Origin of the sequence: Shewanella electrodiphila (assembly GCF_023283985.1) — a bacterium.
Taxonomy (GTDB): Bacteria; Pseudomonadota; Gammaproteobacteria; order Enterobacterales; family Shewanellaceae; genus Shewanella; species Shewanella electrodiphila.
On the sequence record NZ_JAKIKU010000002.1, the window covers coordinates 453,545 to 478,300 of the forward strand.

The window sequence follows — 24,756 nt, forward strand, 5'->3', positions numbered from 1 at the left end:
TTATTCTGGTACTAGCTTATTCCATGCTGATCCGTTAGATTGCGCTCCACTCGGTATTGATGCAATAGAGAGTGAGTCACTAGCAATTAATTCATTCGCTATTTATTCAATATTTATTGATTAAATACGATAGGTTCAAAAAAATAGAGGCTAATATTTTTAACACGATTTCTCATCCTAAGGTTAAGCAGTGGACAGCCAAACTGTTCATGCTACTGACATTATTTTGCTTATTGCAAAATGGTGGGATGACGTCGTTGTTGATTAACAGCCTGAACTTGTCGAGTCTGCCTGCTGCCAATGTCAGCTTGATGGCGGCTCAAGTGGCTAAAATAACGCCAGTGTCAGTGGCTAAATTAACAACTGAATCAACAACTAAATCAGCAACTGCATCAACAGCCAATACGGCAGATTTTTCAGATTCTGGTGAGTTCAAAATGTGCGAACTCTCTGAGAAATCAATGCGAAGCTGTGTGGATAGCCCTTCAGTATTATTGCTGCTGGTTATTCTGAGTAGTTTTGCGATACTTCCCTTTATACGACCTGGTCTATTAGGTCGCCTGTCATATCACTGTCACGCCAAACCTCGGCGTATACATATCTCTTTGTGCCGCTTTCAAGAGTGAAGCCGCAGATAAACCTCACATTGTTTGCTATTTCTAAGCTCATTGCCGTTATTTAACTGATTTCATCGGTTAAATCGATGCTACTTGAGCCCATTGTTATGTGTTAGGAGAATCTGTTGAAGATTTTTAAATCATTCTTACAATCATTGATGGTATTGATTTCACTGAGTATCAGTTTATCTGCCGCCGCAGCGACAACTGGGTGGTTAACCAATGAAAACCACCCACCGGTAAAAGTACGCTTTATGCTAACGGGTGAAGTTAACCCGCAGACCAATATCCTCCCCGCCACGCTTGAAGTGCAATTAGAAGATGATTGGAAAACCTATTGGAGAACACCTGGTGAAGGTGGCATCGCGCCAAAAATCAATTGGGAAGGTTCAACGAATCTTGCTGATGTAGATTGGCAATGGCCAATGCCAGAATCATTTTCGTTAATGGGGCTGCAAACCTTAGGCTATCAAGGTGAGGCGATTTTCCCGTTATCATTGAAAGTCGATGATATTGATTCAAACACACACCTAAGTGGCAAATTTACGCTCTCGTCGTGCACCACAATATGCGTATTGACTGATTATCAGTTTGACCTTGAATTTGTGCCAAGTGAACTAAGCGCTGATACCGAGGCGATGTTTACTTTTAATAAAGCGATATCTTCAGTGCCGCAAAAGGTGATTGTAGATAAGGGCGATACGCTTGAAGCAAACACGGTTAGCATCGGTTTTGATACAGAGCAACAACTACTGCAAGTCACTTTAGCTGATACCAACTGGCAGCAACCAGAGATCATTATTGACGGTGAACCAGACAGTACCTTTAAATTATCCAGCATTAATTACCTAGATAAAGGTGATGGCCAAAAAGCGTTAGTGGCTATTTTTGATGTCAGCAGTTGGTTGGGCGAGCCTGATATTCTCAATAAGCCCTTAAATGTCACCATTGGTGATGCTAATCGTGCACTTGAGTATTCAGCGGATGTCAGCCCAACTTTTGTTGAAAAAAATGCCAGTTCACTCATTACTATGATGCTGTTTGCTTTACTCGGCGGGCTTATTTTAAATGTCATGCCGTGCGTGCTCCCAGTATTAGGTATGAAGCTCAGCAGTGTTATTGCCGCACCCGATTTACAGAAAAAGCAAATTAGACAACAGTTTATTGCCTCTGCAATGGGCATCATGGTGTCGTTTTGGTTATTAGCTGCCTTTATTATCACGCTTAAGTTTACTGGCCAAGCCATTGGTTGGGGCGTGCAATTTCAAAACCCGTGGTTTATTGGTTTCATGACCATAGTCACTTCGGTGTTTGCGCTGAATATGTTGGGCGCATTTGAGATAAATCTGCCATCGAGCTTTCAAACCAAACTGGCTACCACGGGTGGCAATGATCATCGAGGTCACTTTTTACAAGGCATGTTTGCCACTTTGCTGGCAACGCCATGCAGTGCCCCTTTCTTAGGCACGGCGGTGGCATTTGCACTGGGCGCTGATGTGGTGAGTTTATTGGTGATATTTACCTTCCTTGCATTAGGGATGGCATTACCTTGGTTGCTGGTGGCAGCATTTCCTCAAATTGCCCGTTACTTCCCTAAACCAGGCCGTTGGATGAATACCGTTAAAGTGGTGTTCTCATTGCTGTTATTACTGACAAGTTTGTGGTTAATCAGTTTGTTATCAAGCTTTGTTGCAGTTTTGCCATTATGGATAGCCGCAATGGTGTTAGTCATCACTTTCTTTGTGTTAATGGCTAAGCATTATGGTACTTCAGCGGTTATCGCCAGCTTTAGTATCGGTCTGATATTGGCGGCCATTGGTGCATTTGCCACATCTGATGACTGGTCACAACCATTACCGACGGATTTAGCGTGGACACCACTTGACCAACAGCTCATCGCTGCAAAAGTCGCAGAGGGGAAAACGGTGTTTGTGGATGTGACCGCTGATTGGTGCATAACCTGTAAAGCCAATAAAGTTGGCGTGGTGCTACAAGACCCGGTTTACAGTGCCTTAAAACAAGATCATATGTTCTTGATAGAAGGAGACTGGACCACGCCTTCAAAGCCGATTACAGACTACTTACAAAGTCATAATCGATTCGGAGTGCCATTTAATGTGGTTTACGGTCCTAATGCGCCTCAAGGCATAAAGTTGCCTGTAATTCTAAGCAGTGAACAAGTGCTGGCGGCGATTGATAGCGCATCAGGCAGTTAAGCTCACTCAATAAGCCAGTGAAATGAATAGCGCGACAATGGGCTATTCAATTCTTTTTATCAGTACCTGGCTATCGAAAATATAACGATCAAAGTCGATCTATTAATGACAGATGTTAATGACAGCTATTCATGGTTTGCACTGCCAATTAACCGTGGCAAATGAAACTGCATTAATAGCAATCGACATGACTAAATTGGAAAATAAAAATGACAGTATTTAATAAGAAAGCTTCTAACAATAAAGCCTCTAACAATAAAGTACCTAATAAGAAAGTCGCTAAATTTTTGCGCTCAACCCCGTTACAGTTATTCGTCATAGCGGGTTTAACCGCGGGGGCATTTATGCTGATGTCACCATCACCTATCATTGCAGCGGCCAATGCCAATGACACAGCATTAAGTGTCGAGCAACAACAACAAGTAAAAGCCATTATAAAAGATGCCTTAACCAATGATCCTGAGCTACTCAAAGAAGCCATTATTGCATTACAAATCCGTGAGCAACAAGGCGCTGAGTCCGCTGCGCAGTCGGTTCTGCAAGAGCATCATCAACAGCTTTACAATACCGCAAGTGATCCTTTTAAAGGGGCTGAAAATCCTGAAATAACCATGGTTTATTTTACTGATTTTAACTGTCCATATTGTAAGAAAATTGAGCCGGCTATTAATAAGCTGGTTGAACAATATCCACAGTTAAAAGTGGTCATCAAAATGGTGCCCCTGCAGGGCGAGGGTTCACGTGTCGCCACTGAACTTGCGCAAACGGTATGGTTAAATGAACCAGAAAAATACCTAACACTTAAGAATAAATTAATGGAAAGTCCACGTGGGCTGAACGGCAATACCATCGCTAAAGTTGCCAAAATGACAAATACTGAGCACTGGCTAACCAATACCGACCCAGCAGTGGCAAAACAAGTACATGACAATCTAACGCTGATGCGCAATATCGGCTTAGGTGGCACCCCAAGTATGATTATTGGCGATACCGTTATTCCAGGCTTAGTGTCTTATGAAGTTTTAGAGTCGACTTTACAGCAGGCTATTAGCAGCCAAGAAAATAAAAAACAAGCGGTGAATGATGAGTAAATTACCCTCTACAGGAACTCCTAGTAAGGAAGCGGCTAATAACGAGAGTACCAATATGGACACAGCAACAGTGTCATGGTTTAAAAAAATGATGGGCTGGTTAAAACAGATCATGCTGTTTTTGGCATTTTCTATTGTGGTAACAGGCCTGTTCGACATTTGGCGCGGCAAGGATATTGAAAGAGATAATCTACCAGACATGAAGGCGATAAGCTTAAATGACGAAATGGTTGATGTGCTTGCAATGAGCCAAGATCAAACGGTATTAGTGTACTTTTGGGCCTCATGGTGTCCGGTGTGTAATTTTGTTAGCCCTGCTGTTGATACTTTGTCTGCCTATTATCCCACAGTGTCAGTGGTGATGAATTCAGGTACTGATGAGAAAATGAAGCAATACTTGCAGCACAAAGACTATTCGTTTGACACGATTAACGATAATGAAGGTCTTCTTGCTCAAGATTGGTCTATCCGAGTGACGCCAACCATCATGGTGTTTAAAGAAGGTGAGCTGCAATATTATACAACCGGTTTTACCAGTTTGCCGGGTATATGGTGGCGAATGGTACTTGCTTAATCGATAAACCGTCGTTAAATTTTAATTAAATACGAGTCGATACTTTATGAGTATCGACTCTTTTTTTTTACAGAAAACACGTTTGTAAGTTGTTGTTTGAAAAGTTTTTATTCATCTTGAAGTAAAAATAGATTCAATTAAATAATGCTAATCTTGAAATGTTACTTCTGATGCTTCTAGAAGAGGGATACGAACAAATCAACAATAATGAAAAACGTTCGAATGGCTTTAGGTTAATTGAGCTTTAATCATGATTAATATTTTAGCGTTCTGCCAAGGGAAAAAGCTTGTAATGGTGGAGTAATTTAAAGAGTGACTTTAGGAGTGACTTTTGGCGTTTTTGAGTAGTCGGTGTCGTTACCACAACCAGCGAGAAAGACTGTTGACGCAACGCCAATAACCAGCATGAGCTTATTCAGGTGCATTACTTTGTTCAAGATAATTATCCTTATTATTGTTGTCTCATTTCGCTAAAAATGAGTGAGTCTTGCTTTTCCTTATGCCTCAACTCTGCGTTTTGTTCTCACAAATTCGCTAACATCAAATTACTTTCTCTAAAGTAATTCCCCCCAAGTACAACAAAGACACTGCTTACGATTAAAGTAATCATTCAAACGTATACTTATATTTAAGCTGTTTCAGATGATGTCATTTACAGCGTCTATGTTTGGATATAAAAGCACCAGATATATATTGATGTGTGGCGTTTAAACAACCAGCATCACAAAATTTATTTAACTCAGCTAAATAGTGTGGATCATGATGAACTATATTCGGTAAAGTCCGGTCTGATGAAAGTAAAATAACGTTTACCGTTAATTGAGTGCGCTAAAAGGAAAGATCTTTGAAAATATTCAAATCTGTTGTGATATCAATGTTGCTGCTAATGTCAGCCGTTGTCAGCTCGAGCACAATTGCCGCGACAACCGGTTGGTTGGTTAATGACAACCATCCGCCTGTGAAGGTCCGCTTTATGCTGACTGGTGAGTTGGACGCCGCGACTAAAACGGTACCTGCAATTCTTGATGTGCAATTAGATGATGATTGGAAAATGTATTGGCGTACGCCAGGTGAGGGCGGTATTGCCCCTAAAATTGACTGGGGCGAATCGACTAACTTTGGTGCAGTCAATTGGCAATGGCCGACGCCGCAGCAATACACCATTATGGGGTATAAAACTCAAGGTTATCAGGGCGAAGCTGTATTCCCTATTCACATCACTGTCGACGATATTAATGCCAATACAGCGTTAAGAGGAAAATTTACATTATCCTCATGCACCACGGTTTGTGTGTTAACTGATTATCAACTAGAACTCGATTTTACCGCCAATGAATTACAAGCTGATACTGAAGCGATGTTTGCTTTTAATAAAGCGATTTCAACAGTACCTCAACTTGTTGATACTGAGGCCTCAGCTCAAAATGTTCAAATTGGTTGGGATACTGCTCAGAGCTTATTACAAGTGACTGTATTAGACAGTCAGTGGCGCAAACCGCAAGTGATTGTTGATGGCGACAAAGAGACTAACTTCAATCCTATAGGCGTGACTCGTCAATCTCAGCCCGATGGCAGTGATGCTTGGGTGGCACAATTTGAAGTATCGAATTGGTCTGGCGATCCAAAATTGCTCGAGAAACAACTCAATGTGACAGTAAGTGATAACCAACGGGCTTATGAATACACTACTGGTGTGCAATTAACCTCAATTGAAGCAGCTGGTAGCTCTTTGTTAACGATGATGTTATTTGCGCTAATTGGTGGTTTGATTCTCAATGTTATGCCGTGTGTATTACCGGTATTAGGAATGAAGTTAAGCTCAGTGATTGCTGCGCCCGATCTTCAAAAAACACAAATTCGCCAACAATTCATCGCATCAGCGCTAGGCATTCTGGTTTCATTTTGGCTACTAGCGGCTTTTGTCATTATGCTTAAATTTACCGGCCAAGCTGTTGGCTGGGGCGTACAATTTCAAAACCCGTGGTTTATTGGTTTCATGACCATAGTGACTTCGGTGTTCGCCCTTAATATGCTGGGTGCCTTTGAAATTAATTTACCTTCGAGTTTACAAACAAAACTGGCTACAACAGGGGGTAATGATCACCGTGGTCATTTCTTGCAAGGGATGTTTGCCACCTTACTTGCCACACCTTGTAGTGCCCCGTTTTTAGGTACAGCTGTTGCATTTGCATTAGGCGCTGATGTGCTCAGTCTCATTGTGATATTTACCGCACTAGCTATTGGTATGGCGCTGCCTTGGATATTGGTTGCTGCATTTCCGCAAGTGGCGCGTTACTTCCCTAAACCGGGTCGTTGGATGAACATTGTTAAAGTGTTCTTCTCGGTATTATTACTGATCACCAGTTTGTGGTTGATTAGCTTATTATCAAGTTTTATTACTGTAGCTGCTTTATGGGTCATTGCTGCAGTGTTAGTACTTACTTTCTTTGGTTTGATGGCGAAGCAATATGGATTTCCTGCCGTGATTGCCAGTTTTAGTATGGTCATCATTATTGCTGCCATTAGTGCGTTTGCAACGTCAGATGATTGGTCAAACCCGCTACCGACTGACTTAGTCTGGACTCCTCTTGAGCAAACAGAAATCGCTGCGACTGTAGCGCAAGGCAAGACAGTGTTTGTTGATGTGACCGCGGATTGGTGTATTACCTGTAAAGCCAATAAGGTTGGGGTGATATTACAAGACCCCGTATATTCAACACTTAAGCAAGACAATATCATGTTAGTTGAAGGCGACTGGACCACTGCATCGCAACCGATAACAGATTACTTGCAAAGCCATGGTCGTTTTGGGGTGCCATTTAATGTGGTTTATGGCCCTAACGCACCCGATGGGATCAAGTTGCCAGTGATTTTAACAACAGAGCAGGTCTTGGCGGCGATTGAACGAGCATCAGGTAATTAGTCATTTTTAATGTGTTGAACTGAATACAATGTAGATGATGCTCGGTCTTATCAGTGAAGTGAACCATCATCAGTTAACACATTGGAATGAATAGAACATGGCTGATTTAGATAAAAAAACATGGATTCAAAAAGGATTAAGCGGTATTAAACAATTAGGCATAATGTTGCTGTTGTTTTTAGTTGTTTCTACCGCAGTTGATTTGTGGCGCGGCAAGGATATTCCCACGCAAGATTTGCCACATATAAGCGCCTTGGACTTGGATGGCAACTTGGTTGATGTGATGGCCATGAGCCAAGAGGCGCCAGTTTTAGTTTATTTTTGGGGGACATGGTGCCCAGTATGCAACTTTGTCTCACCTTCAGTGGATATATTGAGTAACTATTATCCTGTGGTATCAGTAGCAATGAGTTCAGGTAGTGACGAGCGCTTGGCACACTTCCTAGATGATAAAGGCTATACGCTCAGTACCATTAATGACAAACAAAGCTTTTTAGCGAGAGAGTGGTCAGTACAAGTGACGCCGACAGTCATGGTGTTTAAAGATGGCGAGTTAGCACATTACACCACTGGTTTTACAAGCCTGCCGGGTATGTGGTGGCGAATGGTGTTCGCTTAATATTATTAATATGTACTTAGTTTTTCTATTTGAATAGAGAGTTAGCAACGAGTAACTGGTAACTATCAATTAGTAACTATCAATTGCTAACTAATAGGAAGTCAGTCGCAAAAATATGCTCGTTTCTTGAAAGTTAGCGATTTTACAGCCATAAGTAAGTAACGATAAATTTTACTGAAAGTGACTAAAGTGACTAAAGTGATAAAAATTAACAATAGCAAAGGGTTCACACTGATTGAGTTGGTGGTGGTTATTATCATTCTAGCCATCATTGCGGTTGTTGCTGCACCAAAATTTTTGAATATTAAAACCGATGCTGTTATCGCAAATTTAGCAGGGATTGAAGGGAGTTTAAAATCTGCCAATACGTTGGTTTATTCAAAATCTGCTATTCAAGGGCAAGAAGGCCTTAATTCGGGCCTAGTTGATTTAGATGGTCAAACAGTAACGACCTCATTTGGTTACATAACACCATCAAAGGATAACATCGAAAAGATTGTTGAAGGGGCTTTTGACACCATCACTATCGCTGATTTAAATACTCCTGTTACAGAAGATTGGGGCATTTTTGATTTATTTGGAATTGTGTCAATAATCGTTCCGCGTGGATATGCTTTTAGTGACACTTGTTTTATCTTTTATCTAGTCTTACCTAATGCAACTGAGCCTACTTACACGACTAACACTAGTGGCTGTTAACCTTTTAAACCTGCGTATTATAGGGGCAACTAACTAATTGCCTCTGACATATCTCAATACATTTTCTTCGTACTATCTATCCTAAAATCACTTATATTAGTAGCTGCAAATTTAAGCTAAATAAAGCTTATTGTTTTAAGTTATTTTTAGGGATGAAATATGAAAACGACAATACTTGCCTCAATGATATCAGCTTCAATGTTTTTAACTTTTACTGCTTCTGCTGCAATTACGCCTTTTCAACAAGAAGTGATTGAGGTGATGAAAATGGAGCACAGAACTGATGCGGATAAGTTGAGGGATGCGAACCGCACTCCCGAAATAGCACTTGATTTTTTTGGTTTAAAGCCTGATATGAAAGTGATTGAATTTGTCCCTGGAGGTGGTTGGTATAGTAAAATTCTGGCTCCAATACTTAAAGAAAAAGGTGAGCTTCATATTGCGTTTAAAAAAGAGTGGCTAGATGAAATGGATGATCTGCTCTCGATAGACGCGATGAGTAAAACCAAAAAGCTACCTATTGAACTTGATTGGAACTCTGAAGAGAGAAGATTCAACTTGGGGAATATTGATTTTGGTATGTCAGACGCAGATATGATGCTCAATATCCGTGAGTATCATAATTTAAATATAGAAGACAAAACGAAATTAAATAAAGCGACTTTTGAAGCGTTAAAACCTGGCGGTATTTATGTCATTGTCGATCATACTCGTAGACATATGATGCCTGAAACCGTTGAAATGCGTCGCCGTGAAGATCCTATTGATGTTATTTTAGAAGTACAAGCAGCAGGTTTTGTATTGGAAAAATCATCCAATATGTTTTATCGACCAGATGATGAACTTCGTTATGAAGTGGCTAGAAAATCGGTAACAGGTAATACTGATAGGTTCACGTTAGTGTTTAAAAAGCCGTATTAGTTATATTGCCAAGGTATGCTTTAGATAGGTTAACTTTGCTGTTTAAAGCTAAAGCTGTGTTCAGAGAAGGATTATTCTCTGAACAATACATCATCTTTTAAAGCTGGCTTAGCTTTTATTTGTATGATTTATTCGTGTGGTTTGTTTGATAGTTAAAAGCTGTAACGAATTCCGATACGGCTTCTTAATTCTCTTTGGCTTGAATCATCTGAGACCGAAACATCGCCAAACTCTACCCAGGGGGACCAATTTCCGATTTTATAGTGGGCAGTTAAATTATTCTCATAATTTGTTCTGCTATCGTTATATAACAAGTATTCTGAGTTATCGGCATAGTAGTAATTCCCCTCAAACCCAAAGGTCCAGTTTTCAACTTTATAACCTATATTCACCGTATAGCGATGGCGTAGGTGTTTAATGTCTTCCCCTGGCTTTACATCTAAGCGATAGCGTCCACTTAAAGATAAACCGTCAATGGTGTCTGATTTGTAAGTTAAGCGAAGTTGGGGCTTGTAGGTGGCTCCTGATGAGCCAAACTCAATTGGCATTCCCGTAATGAGTGTCCATTGGTCATTGAGCTTTATGCGATAGCCTAGGTCTAATTCAGAGCCATTTGATTGTAAGTCTTCCATGAACTTACCTTCAGCCCCTTTGAATTTTAGCTCTAAGCCGACAGAGAAACGACCATCAAAAGTATGCCCCATTTTTACACGGCTAGCATGCTGATCAGTAGAGCTTTTATATTCCTGACGGAAGTCTAGTGAAGCAGCATCAGCATTTGAACACATTAACAATACAACGCAAATCAATAAAACTAGTCTATGTAATGACATCACTAACTCTATCTAGGATTAAGTTGATTTGTATTACAATATTAATTAATGAAATTTCCAATATACAACTTAATGAAATGTGAGCGATGACATGATTGGCAGTTAAAGAATCTATTTTAGGGGTAATAAGTAGACAAAAAAATTACTTATAGTTAACCCTGTAACATAACTGGCTGTTAGTTAACAATTTTGAAACGGGCGTGGCGTAAGCATGGGTGACAGCTAGCAAGGATCTGAAGCTTGTGAAGGCATGATCTATATAGTACTTAAAAGTATTACTTATTTATTTCAGTTAGATGGCGCAGATATAATAACTATTTCTGATCATTTTCTTAGTTTACTAGGGATATTGTTGACTCCACGATACCGTGGCGTGGATTTTAGCTGTTTAGTGATTTATGGCTAACTACATTGCGTACTTTATACACTTTTATCGTGTTCTAATATGAGTGCTGCTTCATTACCTAGGAAACTAAGTCATCCAATCGTCAATGATTTGACTTTGTATTCAAGTATATCGACAGATAATGCTGCTTAGTGAACTTGACTGAGTTAAAGCTGGTATCAAACGATATATTTCACAACTTTTATATTATTTATATTGTTGAAGATTAAAATGAAGTAAAGTAGTCGTAAGTGGTTAAAATATAATAGGTTAATTTTTATATGGTCTATATTTCTTTATCTTTATAGTATTATTAAAATTTTTCACTTAAATTAAAAAAGTATCCTAATAAAAAACTGGTTCAAAACTTGCTGTGTTTAGTGATAAACGCTTTGACTGAGTTGCACTTGCGAATAAATTTAATGATTTGGAGAGCACATGTTCGATAATCAATCTATTCTGACCACAGGTGGTACCGGCTCGTTTGGGCAGAAATATACCAAAACTATCTTGGAGTGTTATAAGCCAAAAAGGTTAATTATTCTGTCAAGATATGAACTTAAGCAATACGAGATGCAGATCGAATGATGCAAGCGTTTAGGGATGTTGATTATGTTATTCACGCAGCAGCTATCAAACAAGTACCAGCGACAGAGTACAATCTAATGGAATGCATTAAAATCAATATTCATGGTGCAGAAAATGTCATTAAAGCTGCTATCGCAAATAACGTTAAGCGCGTCATCGCACTTTCTACTGATAAAGCTGCTAATCCGATCAACCTGTATGGCGCAACAAAGCTTGCGTTAGATAAATTATTTGTAGCAGGCAATAACATTGTCGGTGAAGGGCGTACACGTTTTCCTGCGGTACGTTACGGCAACGTAGTCGGTTCACGTGGCTCAGTAGTACCATTTTTTAAATCACTTATTGAGAATGGTAAAACAACACTTCCAATCACACATCCCGATATGACTCGATTTTGGATTACTCTCCAAGACGGCGTTGATTTTGTGCTGAAAAACTTCTCTAGAATGCAAGGTGGTGAGATTTTTATACCTAAAATTCCTTCAGTACGCATTACTGATTTGGCAGAAGCCTGTGCTCAAGGAATGAAACAGGAGATTGTCGGTTTTAGACCTGGCGAAAAAATGCATGAAATCATGTGTCCAGGTGATGACTCACACCATACTATCGAATTTGATGATCATTTTGTCATTACACCAAGTATTACTTTTTTTGGAAAAGATAATGATTACTTTACCAATAAATTGGGTAAAGTCGGGAAGTTAGTTGAACCTGGTTTTGAATATAACTCTGGAAATAATCAACACTTTTTGTCGGTAGATGAGATTAAAAGTTTTGATAAGGAAGCTAATTAGCCATGATCCCTTATGGTAAACAACTCATTAACCAAGATGATATCGATTCTGTTATTGAGGTATTAACCTCTGATTATCTTACTCAAGGACCCAAAGTTCCAGCATTCGAACAAGCGGTTTGTGAGTACACTGGAGCACAATACGCAGTTGCGGTTAATAGTGCGACATCAGCATTGCACATTGCTTGTTTGGCGCTTGGAGTTGAAAAAGGTGATTATGTATGGACATCGCCTATCACGTTTGTGGCTTCGGCTAACTGTGCTCTCTATTGTGGTGCGATGATCGACTTTGTGGATGTGGATGTTGCAACAGGTAACATGTGTCCAAATATGTTGCGCACTAAACTAGAAGAAGCTAAATTGCAAGGGCGTCTTCCTAAGGTATTGATTCCAGTTCACTTGTGCGGTCATTCTTGTGATATGGCTGCAATCGCTGCACTATCAAATGAGTATGGTTTTAAAGTCATCGAAGATGCCTCTCATGGTATTGGCGGTAGTTACCTAGGGAATAAACTCGGTGGTTGCCACTATAGCGATATTTCCATCTTTAGTTTTCATCCTGTGAAAATAATCACTAGCGCCGAGGGTGGAGTCGCGACCACTAATAGTGCTAGCCTAGCTTCTAAAATGGCTTTATATCGAAGTCATGGCGTGACTAAAAATCCACAAATAATGCATCGGCCAGATGAAGGTGATTGGTATTATGAACAGCATGAGTTGGGATTCAATTATCGCATGTCAGATCTACATGCTGCGCTGGGTTTGTCACAGTTAAATCAACTTGATCAATTCGTCACTGAACGTAATCGCTTATCGAAAATCTATGATAAGCAATGTAATGATCTACCTTTAACTTCCGTAAACCCGCTATCTGACTCTATTAGTGCTCGTCACCTCTACATGATACGTTTGCATAATGTAAAGTTGCGTCGTTCGATCTTTGATATGATGCGTAGCAAGGGAATTCAGGTGCATGTGCATTATTTCCCAGTGCACTTACAGCCTTATTATCTTCGCCTTGGCTTTAAAGAAGGCGACTATGTCAATGCAGAAAGCTTTTATCAGCAAATTTTAACACTTCCACTGTATCCAGCCTTAGTGGACATTGACCAGCAAAAGGTAATCTCCGAGCTATCTTCCTGCTTAGATTGATTTGCTCGGAGCTAACCGGTTATTTCATAATCTTGGCTATTCATTAGATATACAATTAGCAATTAAGATCCAATTTAGTCATTAGTCATTAGTCATCAAAAGTGTGATCTCGTCAATAAGCTGTTTTATGCCTTTATGATTTGCAAAAACTCTTTTAGCCTCTGCTTGTAGAGCGTCTCTTGCTGTTTCGTTAGCCACTAAGCCAGCTAATTTTGTACAGGTATCCGCTAGAGAATTACTGATGAGGCAACATTTTTCAGCGGAAAGGATGAGTAATTCTTCATCATCGCAAAGGTGTTTGGGTGGTAACAATAAAGTGGCAGCATTTGAGAATATAGATTCAAATAGTGATAGGCCATAACAAGTCAAAATAATATCTGACTCTGCGATGAGTTCGTAAAGGTTTGTCGGATCTTTCAAAACCCTAATGTTTGACCCCTTGGGAATAGTAGGGGTCATAGCCAAGGGGCCTTGTATCCAGGTTATTGGCCAGTTTAATTGCAACTTTGCCAACATAGATGGAAGTTCTTCACCATACCCCAAAGCATCACTACCACCAGTTAGCACCAAAATTTGGTGTTTTTTATCTCGTTTAGGCATGGTTTTAAATAGATAGTTCTTCCAACCTGCAGATATTTTTTCACCATTTAAGCTATTGTTAAAACTTGGAATGAATAACCAATCTAGCGTTGTAAGCAGGGGAGATAATTTATCTATCCCTATCAGCTTTGCTCCACCTTTTTTAGGTAGTTTTAAAGCCTGGTTGAGAGAGGCAAGTGATATAAACTCTGGGTGAAAGTCGAAAATCAGCAATGGGTTACTATCTGTTGTAATAGCTCCTAGCAATTGTGTTTCAGTTTTATACCATTTTATCTTAGTTGAACTATTGGCCAATGGCTTGCCATCGTTTAGTACATGGATAGTGGAGCCTATACCAAGGTATTCTTGTAGTGCATCAGCAATGAGTTCCACTCGTCTAAAATGTCCCAAACCAATATTTGCACCTAGGTGGCAATAAAGACTGGCTTTAGCATATTGCTTATTGGCAGATTTTTGAGCGACATGAGAATTGATATTAACCAGTTGAGGAACACCAATAAGTTGTTGCTGTACCCAAGTTAAACTTACGATGGAATTGGCATCATGGCTATCGTACCAACGGTTGTATACTTCGGTCATAAAGCGATAATCAGCTTGGGTGTCTACTGATATTCGGTGGTTAATTTTAGAATAGTCGTCACTGTCGTCGATGATTTCTTTATCGAGTACAGGTGTCAGTTTATCAGCATAACCAACGTGTTCGCGCGACATTTTGCACTGACTTGCCGCCATCAATTTATTCCATCCTTGGCTACTATAAAATGCGATTCCTTCGTGCAGGGTTTTGATTCCCTCTCGTAATATGACGGTATCCTTACCTGAAGCCTTTAAGGCTTTAAGGCCATGATCGATAAAGACAGGATCAATCAAGGGGCAATCACCGCATATATAGAGGATATAATCTGGTGCTTCTCTGCTAATAACCTCATTTAGTCTAGCCATAAGATCATTAACATCACCATCGAAGGGATGACAGCTTATTTGGTACTTGCTCGCCCAATCAATGAGAGGCTGATTAAAGTTGTCGGCAGTAGTGGCAAGCTCACTGCTATCTATTTGGCTGCATCGTTCTATACGACGCCATATGTGAGCTATCATTGGTTCACTGGAAAGTGAAAGCAGGTGCTTTCCTGGCAGGCGACTGGAATTAAGCCGTGCACCCACTAGGGCAAGTGTTTTAGTCACAATGGTGATTCCTTTCAGGGGTAATACAAATCTCAAAATCGAGCAGGTTACCGTCTGGTTTTAGCGTCTCATCTGCTTCAGCTAGTGAGAACCAAAGGCGATTTAAATACTGAGTGTCTATTTGCTTAGAAGATATCATAGGTAAGGCTGCACAACTGGCAGGGTCCCAACTAATTCGGACACCACTATTTTTATTGCCAAAATGTATGGAACCTTCAGTAGCGCCCAGTGCACTGCTACTGGATACTATAGAGGAGATAGGTGCACCTTGGTCAATATCAGCACATAGTTGAAAGGATTCTGCTTCTACTCCGCCCAGATGTGTTTGGTACCAAGCTCTTGATTCACAATTGAGAAGATTTATAAAGCCAAGTCGGATTGAAGCTTCGGGTCTACAGCTATCTTCAAAATGAAAGCCTGTGTGTAGACTATCTCCATCGAGGCGATACCATTTCAGCAAGGATCCACTTTTAAGTGATTGACGACAATATATGAATAAACAGCCGTCTTGTTCTGCCAGTTGATAATTCACACGATTAAGATCGGTAACTCTATCACGGTCACGAAATCGTTCTATTAATAGATGATTACTATAATAATCGGCGCTATGATTAATATGCTCGAAGCAACCTTGAGGTAGGGTACCGATGATTGGGACAAAATCATGCTTAGAAAAAGCCAATGAATCAATCGCTAATCCTCGGTTGCCGTTAAGGGTTAATGCTAATTCTTGAGTTTTTATATGTAGCCTGCGTCGCTCTTCGTCATATTGAATACTTATCTCGGCTTTATGCTTCCAAATTGTGAAACTTGGTTCAATATTTTCTTGGGACATTAAATCTAGGGCTTCATATCGGGTAAGTGTTAAATGTGTCCTAAGGTCACTGGCCCAGAGTCGACAGAGATTGCGCCAATCTTCATCGTTACTTATTCGGGAATCTAAGTCCTTGAGTCTTTTATGGCATATGGTGTTTAGCAATAAGTCGTTACGACCACTGAGTCCCCAGCGACAAATATTATATTTTGCCTGCTTTTTTACTGATACAGGATGTTCGGCATTGGTTATGTTCAGTGGAGAGTCTTGATGCCATAAAGATAATAATTCAGATGGTTTGATCCACTTATATTTATTGTTTGTGTCTAGTGTATTAAATAATAAGGCTATTCTCTCCCATTCTCCGCTTATTTGAATCTCTTCAGTGTGGTATCGCCCTGGGCGAAAGTCGAAAACCTCAGCATCACTGCCATAGACCGGAAATGCGAGAGTACCTGGCTGAATAGCCTGTTCTAGATAGTGACCGTAGTCGGCTAAAGTAAGTTCACCATGAACATAACGCTGAAATTTTTGGAAGGCAATGGCATGGTTCCAGATTACCTTAATTCGCCTGCCTGAGGCACTTCTTAAGGATTGTGGCCTTTTGAGCATTTTGAGTTGCCAGTCAGGGTTGTGCGAGTATGGGTTGTCCCACTCAACTACCACAGCTTCAAATCCAGCATCGATATAGATATCTAACAGGCCTGCAGAAACGGTTTGCTCATTTAAGTAAGCAATGCGAGGAGTTATTTCTAAAAGCTTTTGGTAAGCTGCTTGGCCTAATCTGAGATTAGCTTGATTAGCCTTAGCTGGGATGAGTGGCCCAATGATTTGAGTGTAGCCACTAGCTATAAGATCACAGAGCCCATCCTTTAATAAAGACTTAAGCTTGATTACCCAATTAGGATCTATCTCTTGAATACATTCTAGAGTATAAGCAGTTAACTCCATACCTATTGGAATACCCTTGTTTATGATGGATTCAAGTAAGGGCCAATAACAATTCTCAACCACCTTTTGATGTTCGCTTTTATCAATAGAGGAAAATGCTAGGTTTAAATGGAAAATAGCGTAAATATTTTTGTTTATGGTGTGTTCAGGCATAAGGGCTCTTAGCGCGAATTTACTTTATATATAGATGGAAAGCAGTTGGTTATCTACTTTAGATATTTAAGTTTAAGCATAAATTAATTGATACTCAATCAATAGTCTAATTAATAAATTTTGATAGTTTAGATGAAAGTAGATTTTGCAACATCATATTTTTAGTATAGGGCATTAACTATATTATATTTCAACCTTTCAGAACTCTATTTGACGAAATGTGTAGAGTAAAATCTCATACATACTTAGTAGGTGTCTAAATTAACTATGCGACTTTTGAGCGTTTCTTTTACAGTTTGAAAATGACTGGATTTTTAAAGTTAATCAACGCATACAGGAATTGATGAAAAAAGATGTGGATAGCTATATGAAATATTACAACCTAGAGTGGCTACATTCAGCCAATGGTGATCTGTCACCTGTAGAATTTGAAAACTCCCAGATAAAGTGCTCAATTTGGATTGTTCTGTACATTCATAGCATGAAAGATTAATTGTTTGTTTTTAAATAATGTTTTAAATATCATGTCCATATTTTCAAGTTTAGTGTGTTTTTACTCAATCTGATCTTAGTTTCTTTCAGCTTGAAGAAGTGGGTTCTGTATGTTTAAAGGTGTCTTAAATGTCAAATTAATAGCGGCATGAATTTTGCTTTGATGAGTAAGTTGATTTATAGGAGAATTTACATGGCTAGCATAAACAACAAAGTTTATCAGCATAGAGGTAAAGTCATCGATTCTCGTCATGGTTATGATGTTATCGATTGCGAAGAGTGTGGTTTTAAACATGTGATGCCCATGCCGACTCCAGAAGAGTTAGAGCAAGTTTATCGCGAAGATTATTATACCAAAGATAAACCCCTTTTTTTGAGTCAAAGTAATGAAGATGCAACCTGGTGGGAGCGAGTTTTTGCCGATCGGTACGACACTTTTGAAGCCAATTTACCTCAGAGAAGTAGAAGGGTGTTTGATGTCGGAGCTGGTCCAGGTTTTTTCCTTCACCATGGACTGCAACGTGGATGGACAACACAAGGTATTGAGCCATCAAAGCAAGCTAGTGAGCATGCGAAAGAACTTGGTGTTGATGTCATCACTGACTTTTTAAGTCCAACCAGCGTCTCTAGCTTTGAACCTTTCGATGTGGTTCATGCTTGTAATGTATTGGAACATATTCCAAACCCTATTGAGCTATTAGCTTGCATAAGTGCACTGGTAAAGGATGATGGACTTTTATGTATTTCAGTGCCTAACGATTACAACCCTTTTCAAAAAACAGTAAGAAAGAGCGAAGGTTTAGAGCCATGGTGGTTAGCGCCGCCACATCACCTTAACTACTTTGATGTTAATTCATTGACGCAATTACTCAATAATTCTGGATTTGAAGTCTTTTTAAAGGAATCGAGCTTTCCTATCGATATGTTTTTATTGATGGGGGATAACTACGTCGGTAATGATGAGTTAGGTAGAGCTTGCCATAAGAAAAGAATGAAGTTTGAAATGAGCCTAATTGAATCAGGCCAAAACGACTTAAAAAGGGCGTGGTATCAATCGATGGCTGAAATAGGGATTGGTAGAGAGATCTGCCTATATGCCCGTAAACGCAGTAAATAACACAAACTGAACCCGCTTTAATAGGAATAGAAAATGATAAAAACAAAAGTACTCGTACAAGCCAGTTCACGTTCATGGGCGGGTGGTGTCGATATCTGTATGGGCATGGTTGAAGACGAAATAGCTGTTGTTCGAACTATTCGACGCGTATTGAGCCACTTTACTGGTTTAGATGTAGTATTAGTTGCGCCTGAATTTGATCGTGGTGGCGAGCTTGATGATATCGTTAAACTTATTAATGACCAGCGCTTATCCCTTTATTACGGGCATAATGCCAGCCCACTTAATCGAATGATCGAAGCTAGCCACGACTTAAGTGACACCGACTATGTGATCCGCATTGACGGTATTCATTTTTGCTTCGATCCACAAGCGAGCTTGAAAATGCTCGATATAGCCATCAGTAAGCAACTAGACTGCATAAAGTTACCGGATGATTTTCCAGTGCATTTCACCTCCGATGTCTTTCGTGTGGGCGCACTTAAAGTGTTAGACGCTGAGCTAACACAAGCTGAAAATGCAAAGTATCGTGTGCACCCTAAGTGCTATTTTTCAATGAATGCTCAGCGTTTTAATGTAGAGTTTTTAACTGACTTACCTTGCTATAGTGATGAATACCTAACGGATTGTCGCCGCTTGGCAACTCAAATTTATGCGATTCCACGCCAAGAAGTTAATGAGCATAGAATCGTTTCAGGTGACAGACTTGGGTTCCATTATGAGCTTGCACTGCAACACCTTAAACCTGATATGAAGATTATCGACATTGCCTGCGCCGATGGCTACGGCGTGAATATAATGTCGAGTCACCTAAAAGAAGTGCACGGAGCCGATTTAGATGAACTGAGTGTTGAATTTGCAAAGCAGCACAACAGCGCAGTTAATACCCAATACTTTGTAGAAGATATCACTAAGCTATCATTTAGCGATGAATCTTACGATGCGGTCACCAGTTTTGAAACTTTAGAGCATGTGCCTGAACATGAGTGCTTAAGTGAAATTAAGCGCGTACTGAAACCCGGCGGTGTGTTGGTGTTAAGCACTCCTCAAAACAGCATTGGTCATATTCCAGTTAACTCATGCCATTTAATTGAATACTCTCTAGATGAGTTACTGGCATTGGTTAATCAATACTTTATTGTCGTTAAAGTGATCGGTATTAAAGCTGGCATTATTTATGATGAAACTGACCCCTACGGCACCAATACTGTTCTTATCTGCGTAAAACCTAATAGTAAGGATTGATCATGAATACCCATCAATTAGTTGTGCCTACCCTCGATGCACTCAAGCAACAATCTAGCGCACAACTTGCACAGCTAGCCGAAGACATTAGACAGTTTTTGATCAGCAATATTTCGGCAACGGGCGGACATATTGGTGCTAATTTGTCAGTGGTTGAACTTACCATTGCAATTCATGCACTGTTTGATTCACCTGTCGACAAAATTATTTTCGACACAGGCCATCAAGGCTATACCCATAAAATTTTAACTGGCCGAGTTGATAACTTTGCCACTTTGAATCAATACCGCGGCATGAGTCGTTTTGTGGCTCAGGATGAAAGTGATCACGATGCAATTGATGCCTCTCATGCTGGCACCTCTTTGTCAATCGCATCGGGTTACGCTAAAGCACTTAAGCTCACATCGCCGGCTAACTATGTAGTATCAATGATTGGTGATGGTTCACTGGTTGAAGGTATGGCATTTGAAGGGCTGAACTATTGCGCGGAAGATAAAGATAATAAGCTTGTTATTGTGATTAATGATAACGAGATGGCAATAGCTAAATCTGTTGGCGGTATGCGTAACTTGACCTCGGGTGAAAACTGGCAGCAAAATAGCCGCGCATTTTTTGAAGGCATGGGGTTTGGCTATTTACTCGTAGAAGATGGCCACGATATTGCTTGCTTACTCGAACAGTTAGCGGCTGCTAAACAGTTAGCTCGCCCTGTTGTTGTGCATGTGAAAACAGAGAAGGGTAAGGGCTTAGCTTGCGCTAAAGAACATCCATATAAGATGCACTTCTCTATGCCTTTCGATGCTCAAACTGGTAAAGGTGCGGCCGCAACCGTTGTTGGTCGAACTTATGCTGTGGTGGCTGCAGAAGCGTTAAAACAAAAGATGGCGACCGATGAAGATGTATTTGCCATGACACCAGCCACGCCTTATGCATCATCAATGGATGAGTGTTTAACACTGTATCCAGATCGTGCCCTTGACGTTGGTATGGCAGAGCAGCAGGCGGTAGGCATGGCTTGCGGTTTAGCGTTAGGCGGTAAAAAGCCCGTAGTATGCATGCAAACCACCTTTATGCAGCGTGCATATGATCAGCTTATTCACGATGCTTGTTACATGGACTTACCTGTCACGGTATTTGGTGTCAGAGCAGGTTTTGCAGGCTATGACGGCGCCACTCATCACGGTATTTATGATATCCCTTACTTGCGATCATTCCCTAACATGCAAGTGATGTATCCAGCCAGTTCTGGCGACTTAACTGCATTAATTGAGAAGCGCCTTGCCAACCCGCAAGGGCCAATGGTTATTTTGTATCCGTATGAGCCTATCCCAAACCCAGAACCGGACGCTGGCATTGTTGAGTCTTGTGGCTTATCGGTCGCAGCTAAGGGAAGTGATGGCTACGTAGTGTGTTTGGGTAATCGTTTAGCGGCAGCATATGAGCTTAAAACATTACTCAAAGCACAAGGGAAAGACTGCGGTATCATCTGCATTCAGTCGATAAAACCATTCCCTGCAGCGCGATTTATTGAGCTAGTTGAAAACACTAAGCATCTAATAACTCTAGAAGAAAGTGTGCTTAATGGCGGCTTTGGCTCTTTGGTTCTTGAAACTCTGGCAGACGCAAACGTGTCAATGTCAGTACTTCGAAGTGGTGTAGATGACAAGTTTGTACATCCAGGTAGCAAGGATGAGTGTAGCACTGAGTGCGGTATGATGCCTGGGCAGATCATTGAGCAAATCGCACAGCAATGGTCAGATTATTTAGGAGTAAACAAGTGAAGCGTTTAGCCGGTAAAGTTGCCGTTATTACGGGTTCTTCTAGGGGGATTGGGGCTGCGATTGCACAAGAATATTGCGCTCAAGGTGCCAAAGTCGTAATTAACTATGTTCATAGCGCAGAGCAAGCTCAGACGTTAGCCGATAAGCTTAATCTAGAGGGGCATAAAGCCATTGCGATTAAGGCCGACGTTTCAGTGCGTTCGGAAATAAAGCATCTATTTGAACAAGCGGTTTCGGCCTTTGGCAAGATAGATATCTTGGTTAATAATGCGGGGATCAACAAGCGCGGCTGGTTTGACGAAGTCACCGATGAAGCTTGGGATGAGATAATGGGAGTTAACCTAAAAGGCCCCTTTATTTGCTGCCAAGAGGTTTTTCCGTATATGCAAGCGCAGCAAGGCGGCCGCATTATCAATATCTCATCAGTAGCGGGGCAATATCATGGTCCTAAAACCGTTCATTACGCAGTGTCTAAAGCTGGGCTAAACAGCTTAACAAAAGTAATTGCAAGATATGGTGCAGAGTACAATATTTTAGTCAACGCAGTTGCTCCGGGAATAGTACGTACAGATCAAACTGCCGATGAGATTGATAGCCCCGCTGGTCAAAAGGTGATTGATATGACGCTGCTAAAAAAGGCGGCTCGCATGGAGGATATTACCAGTGCGTGCGTCATGCTGGCCTCTGACGAGCAGCAATATATGACGGCTCAAGTATTAGCGGTAAGTGGTGGCGCCATTTTAGGAGCTTAATGGATGTCGATAATTCAAGAACAAAAAACGGTATTGTTACTCGGTGGAAGCCGAGACCAGTTATTTCTGATTAAAACGGCCAATCAAATGGGGTTATACACAGTCGTTGTGGATGGCAATCCAGCGTCAGTAGGCTTTGATATTGCCGACGATTACAGCGTTGTCAGCACCATGGATCTTGATGCGCTAAAGGCCTTTGTCGATGAGTATCAAAGCCAGCAACGTAAAATTGATGCTGTATGTGTGATGGGAAGTGATATATCACAATATGTGGCGCAACTGGCCGCCTATATTAACGTGCCACATATACCGGTTGAAGCGGCAATAATCGCCACTAATAAGCTTAAAATGAAGCAATGCTTTGAACATCATGGGGTGGAAATTCCATGGTTTAGCTTATTGATATCAGCCAACCATTTGGCTGATATCGTTGCACAAAGAGGCCTGCCACTCATCATAAAGCCTCTTGATCGCTCTGGGGCAAGAGGCGTATTTTTATTGACCGAAGCATCTGATTTAAACGCTTTATACAATACGGCTAAAGCAGAGTCTTTTTGTGGCGAGGTGATGGTAGAAGAGTATTTAGCGGGGCCACAAATTAGTACAGAAACCATCATGTACCAAGGTCACGCTTATACTCCTGGATATGTTGATCGTAACTATGAGATGCTCAGTCGCTTTGCTCCCAATATTATTGAGAACGGTGGTTGGCAACCCAGTTTAATCCAAGGTGAACAGAGGCAAAAAGTCGAAACCTTGATTGAACAAGCGGCACTGGCGTTAGGGGTGACTGATGGCGTGATCAAAGGCGATATCGTTTACACCGAATTGGGCCCTAAGGTTATTGAGGTTGCAACCCGTTTAAGTGGCGGCGATTTTTCAGAAAGCCTGGTGCCACTCGGTTTAGGTATTAACTACGTGGAGGCGGCGCTAAAAATAGCCCTTGGTGAGCAGCCGGAGCTTGATAAGCTAACTCCTGTTATTGATACCGCAGTCGCCAATCGCTACTTTTTTCCAGCACCAGGCAAGGTTATTTCAATTTCTGGTATTGAGACCGTTCGTGAAAAGGATTTTGTTAAAAAGCTCGATATTTGGTATCAAGTGGGCGATATCGTGCCAGAGACCACGAGCCATGCAAGTCGATTCGGTGTGTTTATTGTCACGGCGGATAATCGACAACAGCTAGAGCGAAGGGTGAAGTGGGTATACGATACGCTTAATATTGAAACTAGCGTTTAATCAGTTTTGAGCTTGCTGTTTCGTCTTAAAATAAAAGCCCTTTTAAAATGTATTAAAAGGGCTTTTTTGTTCGTGCCGAATGATAGCAATTTATACTATAATTAGCCTTGAAAGCTTGCTCTAATCTGCTTAAAAGGTCGCAGGCCATCAACCGGATCGGCGCGCCACTCTCTATCTGAGGTTTCACTGGGGACAAATTGTTTTATCGGATTGCCATCGATGGCTTCAATCATCTTAGCAGCATGGATAACCGGCGCTATTTGCTGAGGTAACCAGCAGTGACCCGCAGCGTATTCTGCGCCTTGCTCATCAAGGTCTAAGTGAAACTCAATTGTATCGGCCTGCCATTTATGAATCGCGCGGTTTAGCACCGCAGGTGACACAGTATGATCAGACCAACCAACCTTAATCCCATATCGTTCTCTAAAGCTTTGCAATACCGAAAGGTTACATTGATCTTCTGGTGTTGGATAAGCTGAGACGCAATGAAGTAAAGTGATATCTTCTGCACCATGTTTTTTTAAGGTAGTAATAGCTGCATCAATCTCTTCAATTGTTGCCATACCACTTGATATAACAATGGGGAGTTGAGTTTTGGCACACTCAATTAGCAAGTCATCCCAGAGCAATTCGTATGAGGCTATTTTGTAAAAATCAACATATGGTGCTAGCACTTTTACGGCATCGAGATAAAAAGGAGTACAAGAAAACAGTATATTATTTGAAATACAACACTGTTTAAGCTCTGGGAGAAAGTCAACGGGTAATTCCCAATTTTTTCTTTCTCGATGCATCTCACTTTTTACTAAAATTTCAGGCGCAAATAGCTGTTCAATTTTAAACAATTGAAATTTCACCGCATCGCAGCCTATTTCTGCTGAAGTTTGTATAAATTTTTTACACCTTTCTAGATCTTTATGATGGTTGCTGGAAACTTCAGCAATAAAAATAGGCTGTGTATTCATAGTTACTCGTAATGTCTATTTAGTTAGCTCATTCTCTGCAAAACGTATCCA

General features: G+C 40.7%; 19 protein-coding genes and 2 pseudogenes. 16 read left to right on the forward strand and 5 right to left on the reverse strand.

What is annotated here, in order from left to right; all coding sequences use genetic code 11:
* The first annotated feature begins 209 nt into the window (after nucleotides 1–209).
* From L2737_RS05465 to L2737_RS05480, 4 genes are all read left to right on the forward strand, one after another.
* Complete coding sequence (locus tag L2737_RS05465) at nucleotides 210–626, forward strand: hypothetical protein (RefSeq protein WP_248955027.1); 417 nt, start codon at nucleotides 210–212, stop codon at nucleotides 624–626.
* Between the two features lie 116 nt (nucleotides 627–742).
* Entirely contained in the window at nucleotides 743–2,833 is a 2,091-nt protein-coding gene (locus L2737_RS05470; protein ID WP_428848373.1) for a protein-disulfide reductase DsbD family protein, read from the forward strand.
* A 203-nt stretch (nucleotides 2,834–3,036) separates the two neighbouring features.
* Complete coding sequence (locus L2737_RS05475) at nucleotides 3,037–3,924, forward strand: DsbA family protein (protein WP_428848379.1); 888 nt, start codon at nucleotides 3,037–3,039, stop codon at nucleotides 3,922–3,924.
* A gap of 55 nt (nucleotides 3,925–3,979) precedes the next feature.
* Nucleotides 3,980–4,498: a protein disulfide oxidoreductase gene (locus L2737_RS05480; protein WP_248955124.1), complete on the forward strand. Its 519-nt coding sequence runs from the start codon at nucleotides 3,980–3,982 to the stop codon at nucleotides 4,496–4,498.
* 305 nt (nucleotides 4,499–4,803) lie between these two features.
* On the opposite strand, the gene L2737_RS22310 is transcribed toward L2737_RS05480, so the two are convergent.
* On the reverse strand, nucleotides 4,804–4,935 hold the full coding sequence (locus L2737_RS22310; RefSeq protein ID WP_283108266.1) for a hypothetical protein: 132 nt from the start codon (nucleotides 4,933–4,935) through the stop codon (nucleotides 4,804–4,806).
* Between the two features lie 407 nt (nucleotides 4,936–5,342).
* Here L2737_RS22310 and L2737_RS05485 point away from each other — a divergent pair, with 407 nt between their 5' ends.
* The 4 genes from L2737_RS05485 (at nucleotide 5,343) to L2737_RS05500 (ending at nucleotide 9,660) form a co-directional block, all read left to right on the forward strand.
* A complete protein-coding gene (locus tag L2737_RS05485) occupies nucleotides 5,343–7,421 on the forward strand; it encodes a protein-disulfide reductase DsbD family protein (RefSeq protein WP_428848374.1) in 2,079 nt (692 codons plus the stop codon).
* Between the two features lie 97 nt (nucleotides 7,422–7,518).
* Entirely contained in the window at nucleotides 7,519–8,040 is a 522-nt protein-coding gene (locus tag L2737_RS05490; RefSeq protein ID WP_102529421.1) for a protein disulfide oxidoreductase, read from the forward strand.
* Nucleotides 8,041–8,229: 189 nt separating this feature from the next.
* A complete protein-coding gene (locus tag L2737_RS05495) occupies nucleotides 8,230–8,739 on the forward strand; it encodes a prepilin-type N-terminal cleavage/methylation domain-containing protein (RefSeq protein ID WP_248955028.1) in 510 nt (169 codons plus the stop codon).
* Between the two features lie 159 nt (nucleotides 8,740–8,898).
* The gene (locus tag L2737_RS05500) at nucleotides 8,899–9,660 is read left to right on the forward strand and encodes a class I SAM-dependent methyltransferase (protein WP_248955029.1); all 762 of its coding nucleotides are present in this window, start codon (nucleotides 8,899–8,901) and stop codon (nucleotides 9,658–9,660) included.
* Nucleotides 9,661–9,812: 152 nt separating this feature from the next.
* Here L2737_RS05500 and L2737_RS05505 read toward each other — a convergent pair whose 3' ends face one another.
* A complete protein-coding gene (locus L2737_RS05505; RefSeq protein WP_229369308.1) occupies nucleotides 9,813–10,493 on the reverse strand; it encodes an oligogalacturonate-specific porin KdgM family protein in 681 nt (226 codons plus the stop codon).
* 823 nt (nucleotides 10,494–11,316) lie between these two features.
* On the opposite strand from L2737_RS05505, the pseudogene pseB reads away from it, so the two are divergent.
* Both pseB and pseC read left to right on the forward strand, forming a co-directional pair.
* Nucleotides 11,317–12,260 (forward strand): annotated as a pseudogene (gene pseB / locus L2737_RS05510) (UDP-N-acetylglucosamine 4,6-dehydratase (inverting)).
* Between the two features lie 2 nt (nucleotides 12,261–12,262).
* Nucleotides 12,263–13,411 (forward strand): UDP-4-amino-4,6-dideoxy-N-acetyl-beta-L-altrosamine transaminase, encoded by a 1,149-nt coding sequence (pseC, locus tag L2737_RS05515; protein WP_248955030.1) that lies wholly within the window; start codon nucleotides 12,263–12,265, stop codon nucleotides 13,409–13,411.
* A gap of 81 nt (nucleotides 13,412–13,492) precedes the next feature.
* Here pseC and L2737_RS05520 read toward each other — a convergent pair whose 3' ends face one another.
* Together L2737_RS05520 and L2737_RS05525 are read right to left on the reverse strand one after the other, a co-directional pair.
* Nucleotides 13,493–15,196 carry a cytidylyltransferase domain-containing protein gene (locus tag L2737_RS05520; protein ID WP_248955031.1) on the reverse strand — a complete coding sequence of 568 codons (1,704 nt, stop codon included), beginning with the start codon at nucleotides 15,194–15,196 and terminating at the stop codon, nucleotides 13,493–13,495.
* Complete coding sequence (locus L2737_RS05525) at nucleotides 15,189–17,114, reverse strand: glycoside hydrolase (RefSeq protein WP_248955032.1); 1,926 nt, start codon at nucleotides 17,112–17,114, stop codon at nucleotides 15,189–15,191. Before L2737_RS05525 ends, L2737_RS05520 begins: the two co-directional genes overlap by 8 nt.
* A 269-nt stretch (nucleotides 17,115–17,383) precedes the next feature.
* Between L2737_RS05525 and L2737_RS05530 the strand changes: the two are divergent.
* The 6 genes and pseudogenes from L2737_RS05530 to L2737_RS05555 form a co-directional block, all read left to right on the forward strand.
* A pseudogene (locus L2737_RS05530) lies at nucleotides 17,384–17,607 on the forward strand (IS3 family transposase); the annotation flags it as partial.
* A 192-nt stretch (nucleotides 17,608–17,799) separates the two neighbouring features.
* Entirely contained in the window at nucleotides 17,800–18,723 is a 924-nt protein-coding gene (locus L2737_RS05535; protein WP_248955033.1) for a class I SAM-dependent methyltransferase, read from the forward strand.
* A 33-nt stretch (nucleotides 18,724–18,756) separates the two neighbouring features.
* Nucleotides 18,757–19,968 carry a methyltransferase domain-containing protein gene (locus L2737_RS05540; RefSeq protein ID WP_248955034.1) on the forward strand — a complete coding sequence of 404 codons (1,212 nt, stop codon included), beginning with the start codon at nucleotides 18,757–18,759 and terminating at the stop codon, nucleotides 19,966–19,968.
* Nucleotides 19,969–19,970: 2 nt separating this feature from the next.
* Nucleotides 19,971–21,749, forward strand: a complete 1,779-nt coding sequence (locus L2737_RS05545; protein WP_248955035.1) for a 1-deoxy-D-xylulose-5-phosphate synthase — start codon at nucleotides 19,971–19,973, stop codon at nucleotides 21,747–21,749.
* Nucleotides 21,746–22,501, forward strand: coding sequence for an SDR family NAD(P)-dependent oxidoreductase (locus tag L2737_RS05550; RefSeq protein ID WP_248955036.1), 756 nt, complete (start codon nucleotides 21,746–21,748; stop codon nucleotides 22,499–22,501). Before L2737_RS05545 ends, L2737_RS05550 begins: the two co-directional genes overlap by 4 nt.
* A 3-nt stretch (nucleotides 22,502–22,504) precedes the next feature.
* Entirely contained in the window at nucleotides 22,505–23,740 is a 1,236-nt protein-coding gene (locus tag L2737_RS05555; RefSeq protein ID WP_248955037.1) for an ATP-grasp domain-containing protein, read from the forward strand.
* Nucleotides 23,741–23,841: 101 nt separating this feature from the next.
* Here L2737_RS05555 and L2737_RS05560 read toward each other — a convergent pair whose 3' ends face one another.
* Entirely contained in the window at nucleotides 23,842–24,705 is an 864-nt protein-coding gene (locus L2737_RS05560; RefSeq protein ID WP_248955038.1) for an N-acetylneuraminate synthase family protein, read from the reverse strand.
* Between the last annotated feature and the right edge of the window lie 51 nt (nucleotides 24,706–24,756).

Excerpts from the sequence above, each read along its gene's own strand:
- L2737_RS05465 (WP_248955027.1), top strand. The coding sequence starts at position 210 with ATGCTACTGACATTATTTTGCTTATTGCAAAATGGTGGGATGACGTCG.
- L2737_RS05480 (WP_248955124.1), top strand. The coding sequence starts at position 3,980 with ATGGACACAGCAACAGTGTCATGGTTTAAAAAAATGATGGGCTGGTTA.
- L2737_RS05490 (WP_102529421.1), top strand. The coding sequence starts at position 7,519 with ATGGCTGATTTAGATAAAAAAACATGGATTCAAAAAGGATTAAGCGGT.
- L2737_RS05500 (WP_248955029.1), top strand. The coding sequence starts at position 8,899 with ATGAAAACGACAATACTTGCCTCAATGATATCAGCTTCAATGTTTTTA.
- L2737_RS05505 (WP_229369308.1), bottom strand. The coding sequence starts at position 10,493 with ATGTCATTACATAGACTAGTTTTATTGATTTGCGTTGTATTGTTAATG.
- pseC (WP_248955030.1), top strand. The coding sequence starts at position 12,263 with ATGATCCCTTATGGTAAACAACTCATTAACCAAGATGATATCGATTCT.
- L2737_RS05525 (WP_248955032.1), bottom strand. The coding sequence starts at position 17,114 with ATGCCTGAACACACCATAAACAAAAATATTTACGCTATTTTCCATTTA.
- L2737_RS05535 (WP_248955033.1), top strand. The coding sequence starts at position 17,800 with ATGGCTAGCATAAACAACAAAGTTTATCAGCATAGAGGTAAAGTCATC.
- L2737_RS05540 (WP_248955034.1), top strand. The coding sequence starts at position 18,757 with ATGATAAAAACAAAAGTACTCGTACAAGCCAGTTCACGTTCATGGGCG.
- L2737_RS05545 (WP_248955035.1), top strand. The coding sequence starts at position 19,971 with ATGAATACCCATCAATTAGTTGTGCCTACCCTCGATGCACTCAAGCAA.
- L2737_RS05555 (WP_248955037.1), top strand. The coding sequence starts at position 22,505 with ATGTCGATAATTCAAGAACAAAAAACGGTATTGTTACTCGGTGGAAGC.
- L2737_RS05560 (WP_248955038.1), bottom strand. The coding sequence starts at position 24,705 with ATGAATACACAGCCTATTTTTATTGCTGAAGTTTCCAGCAACCATCAT.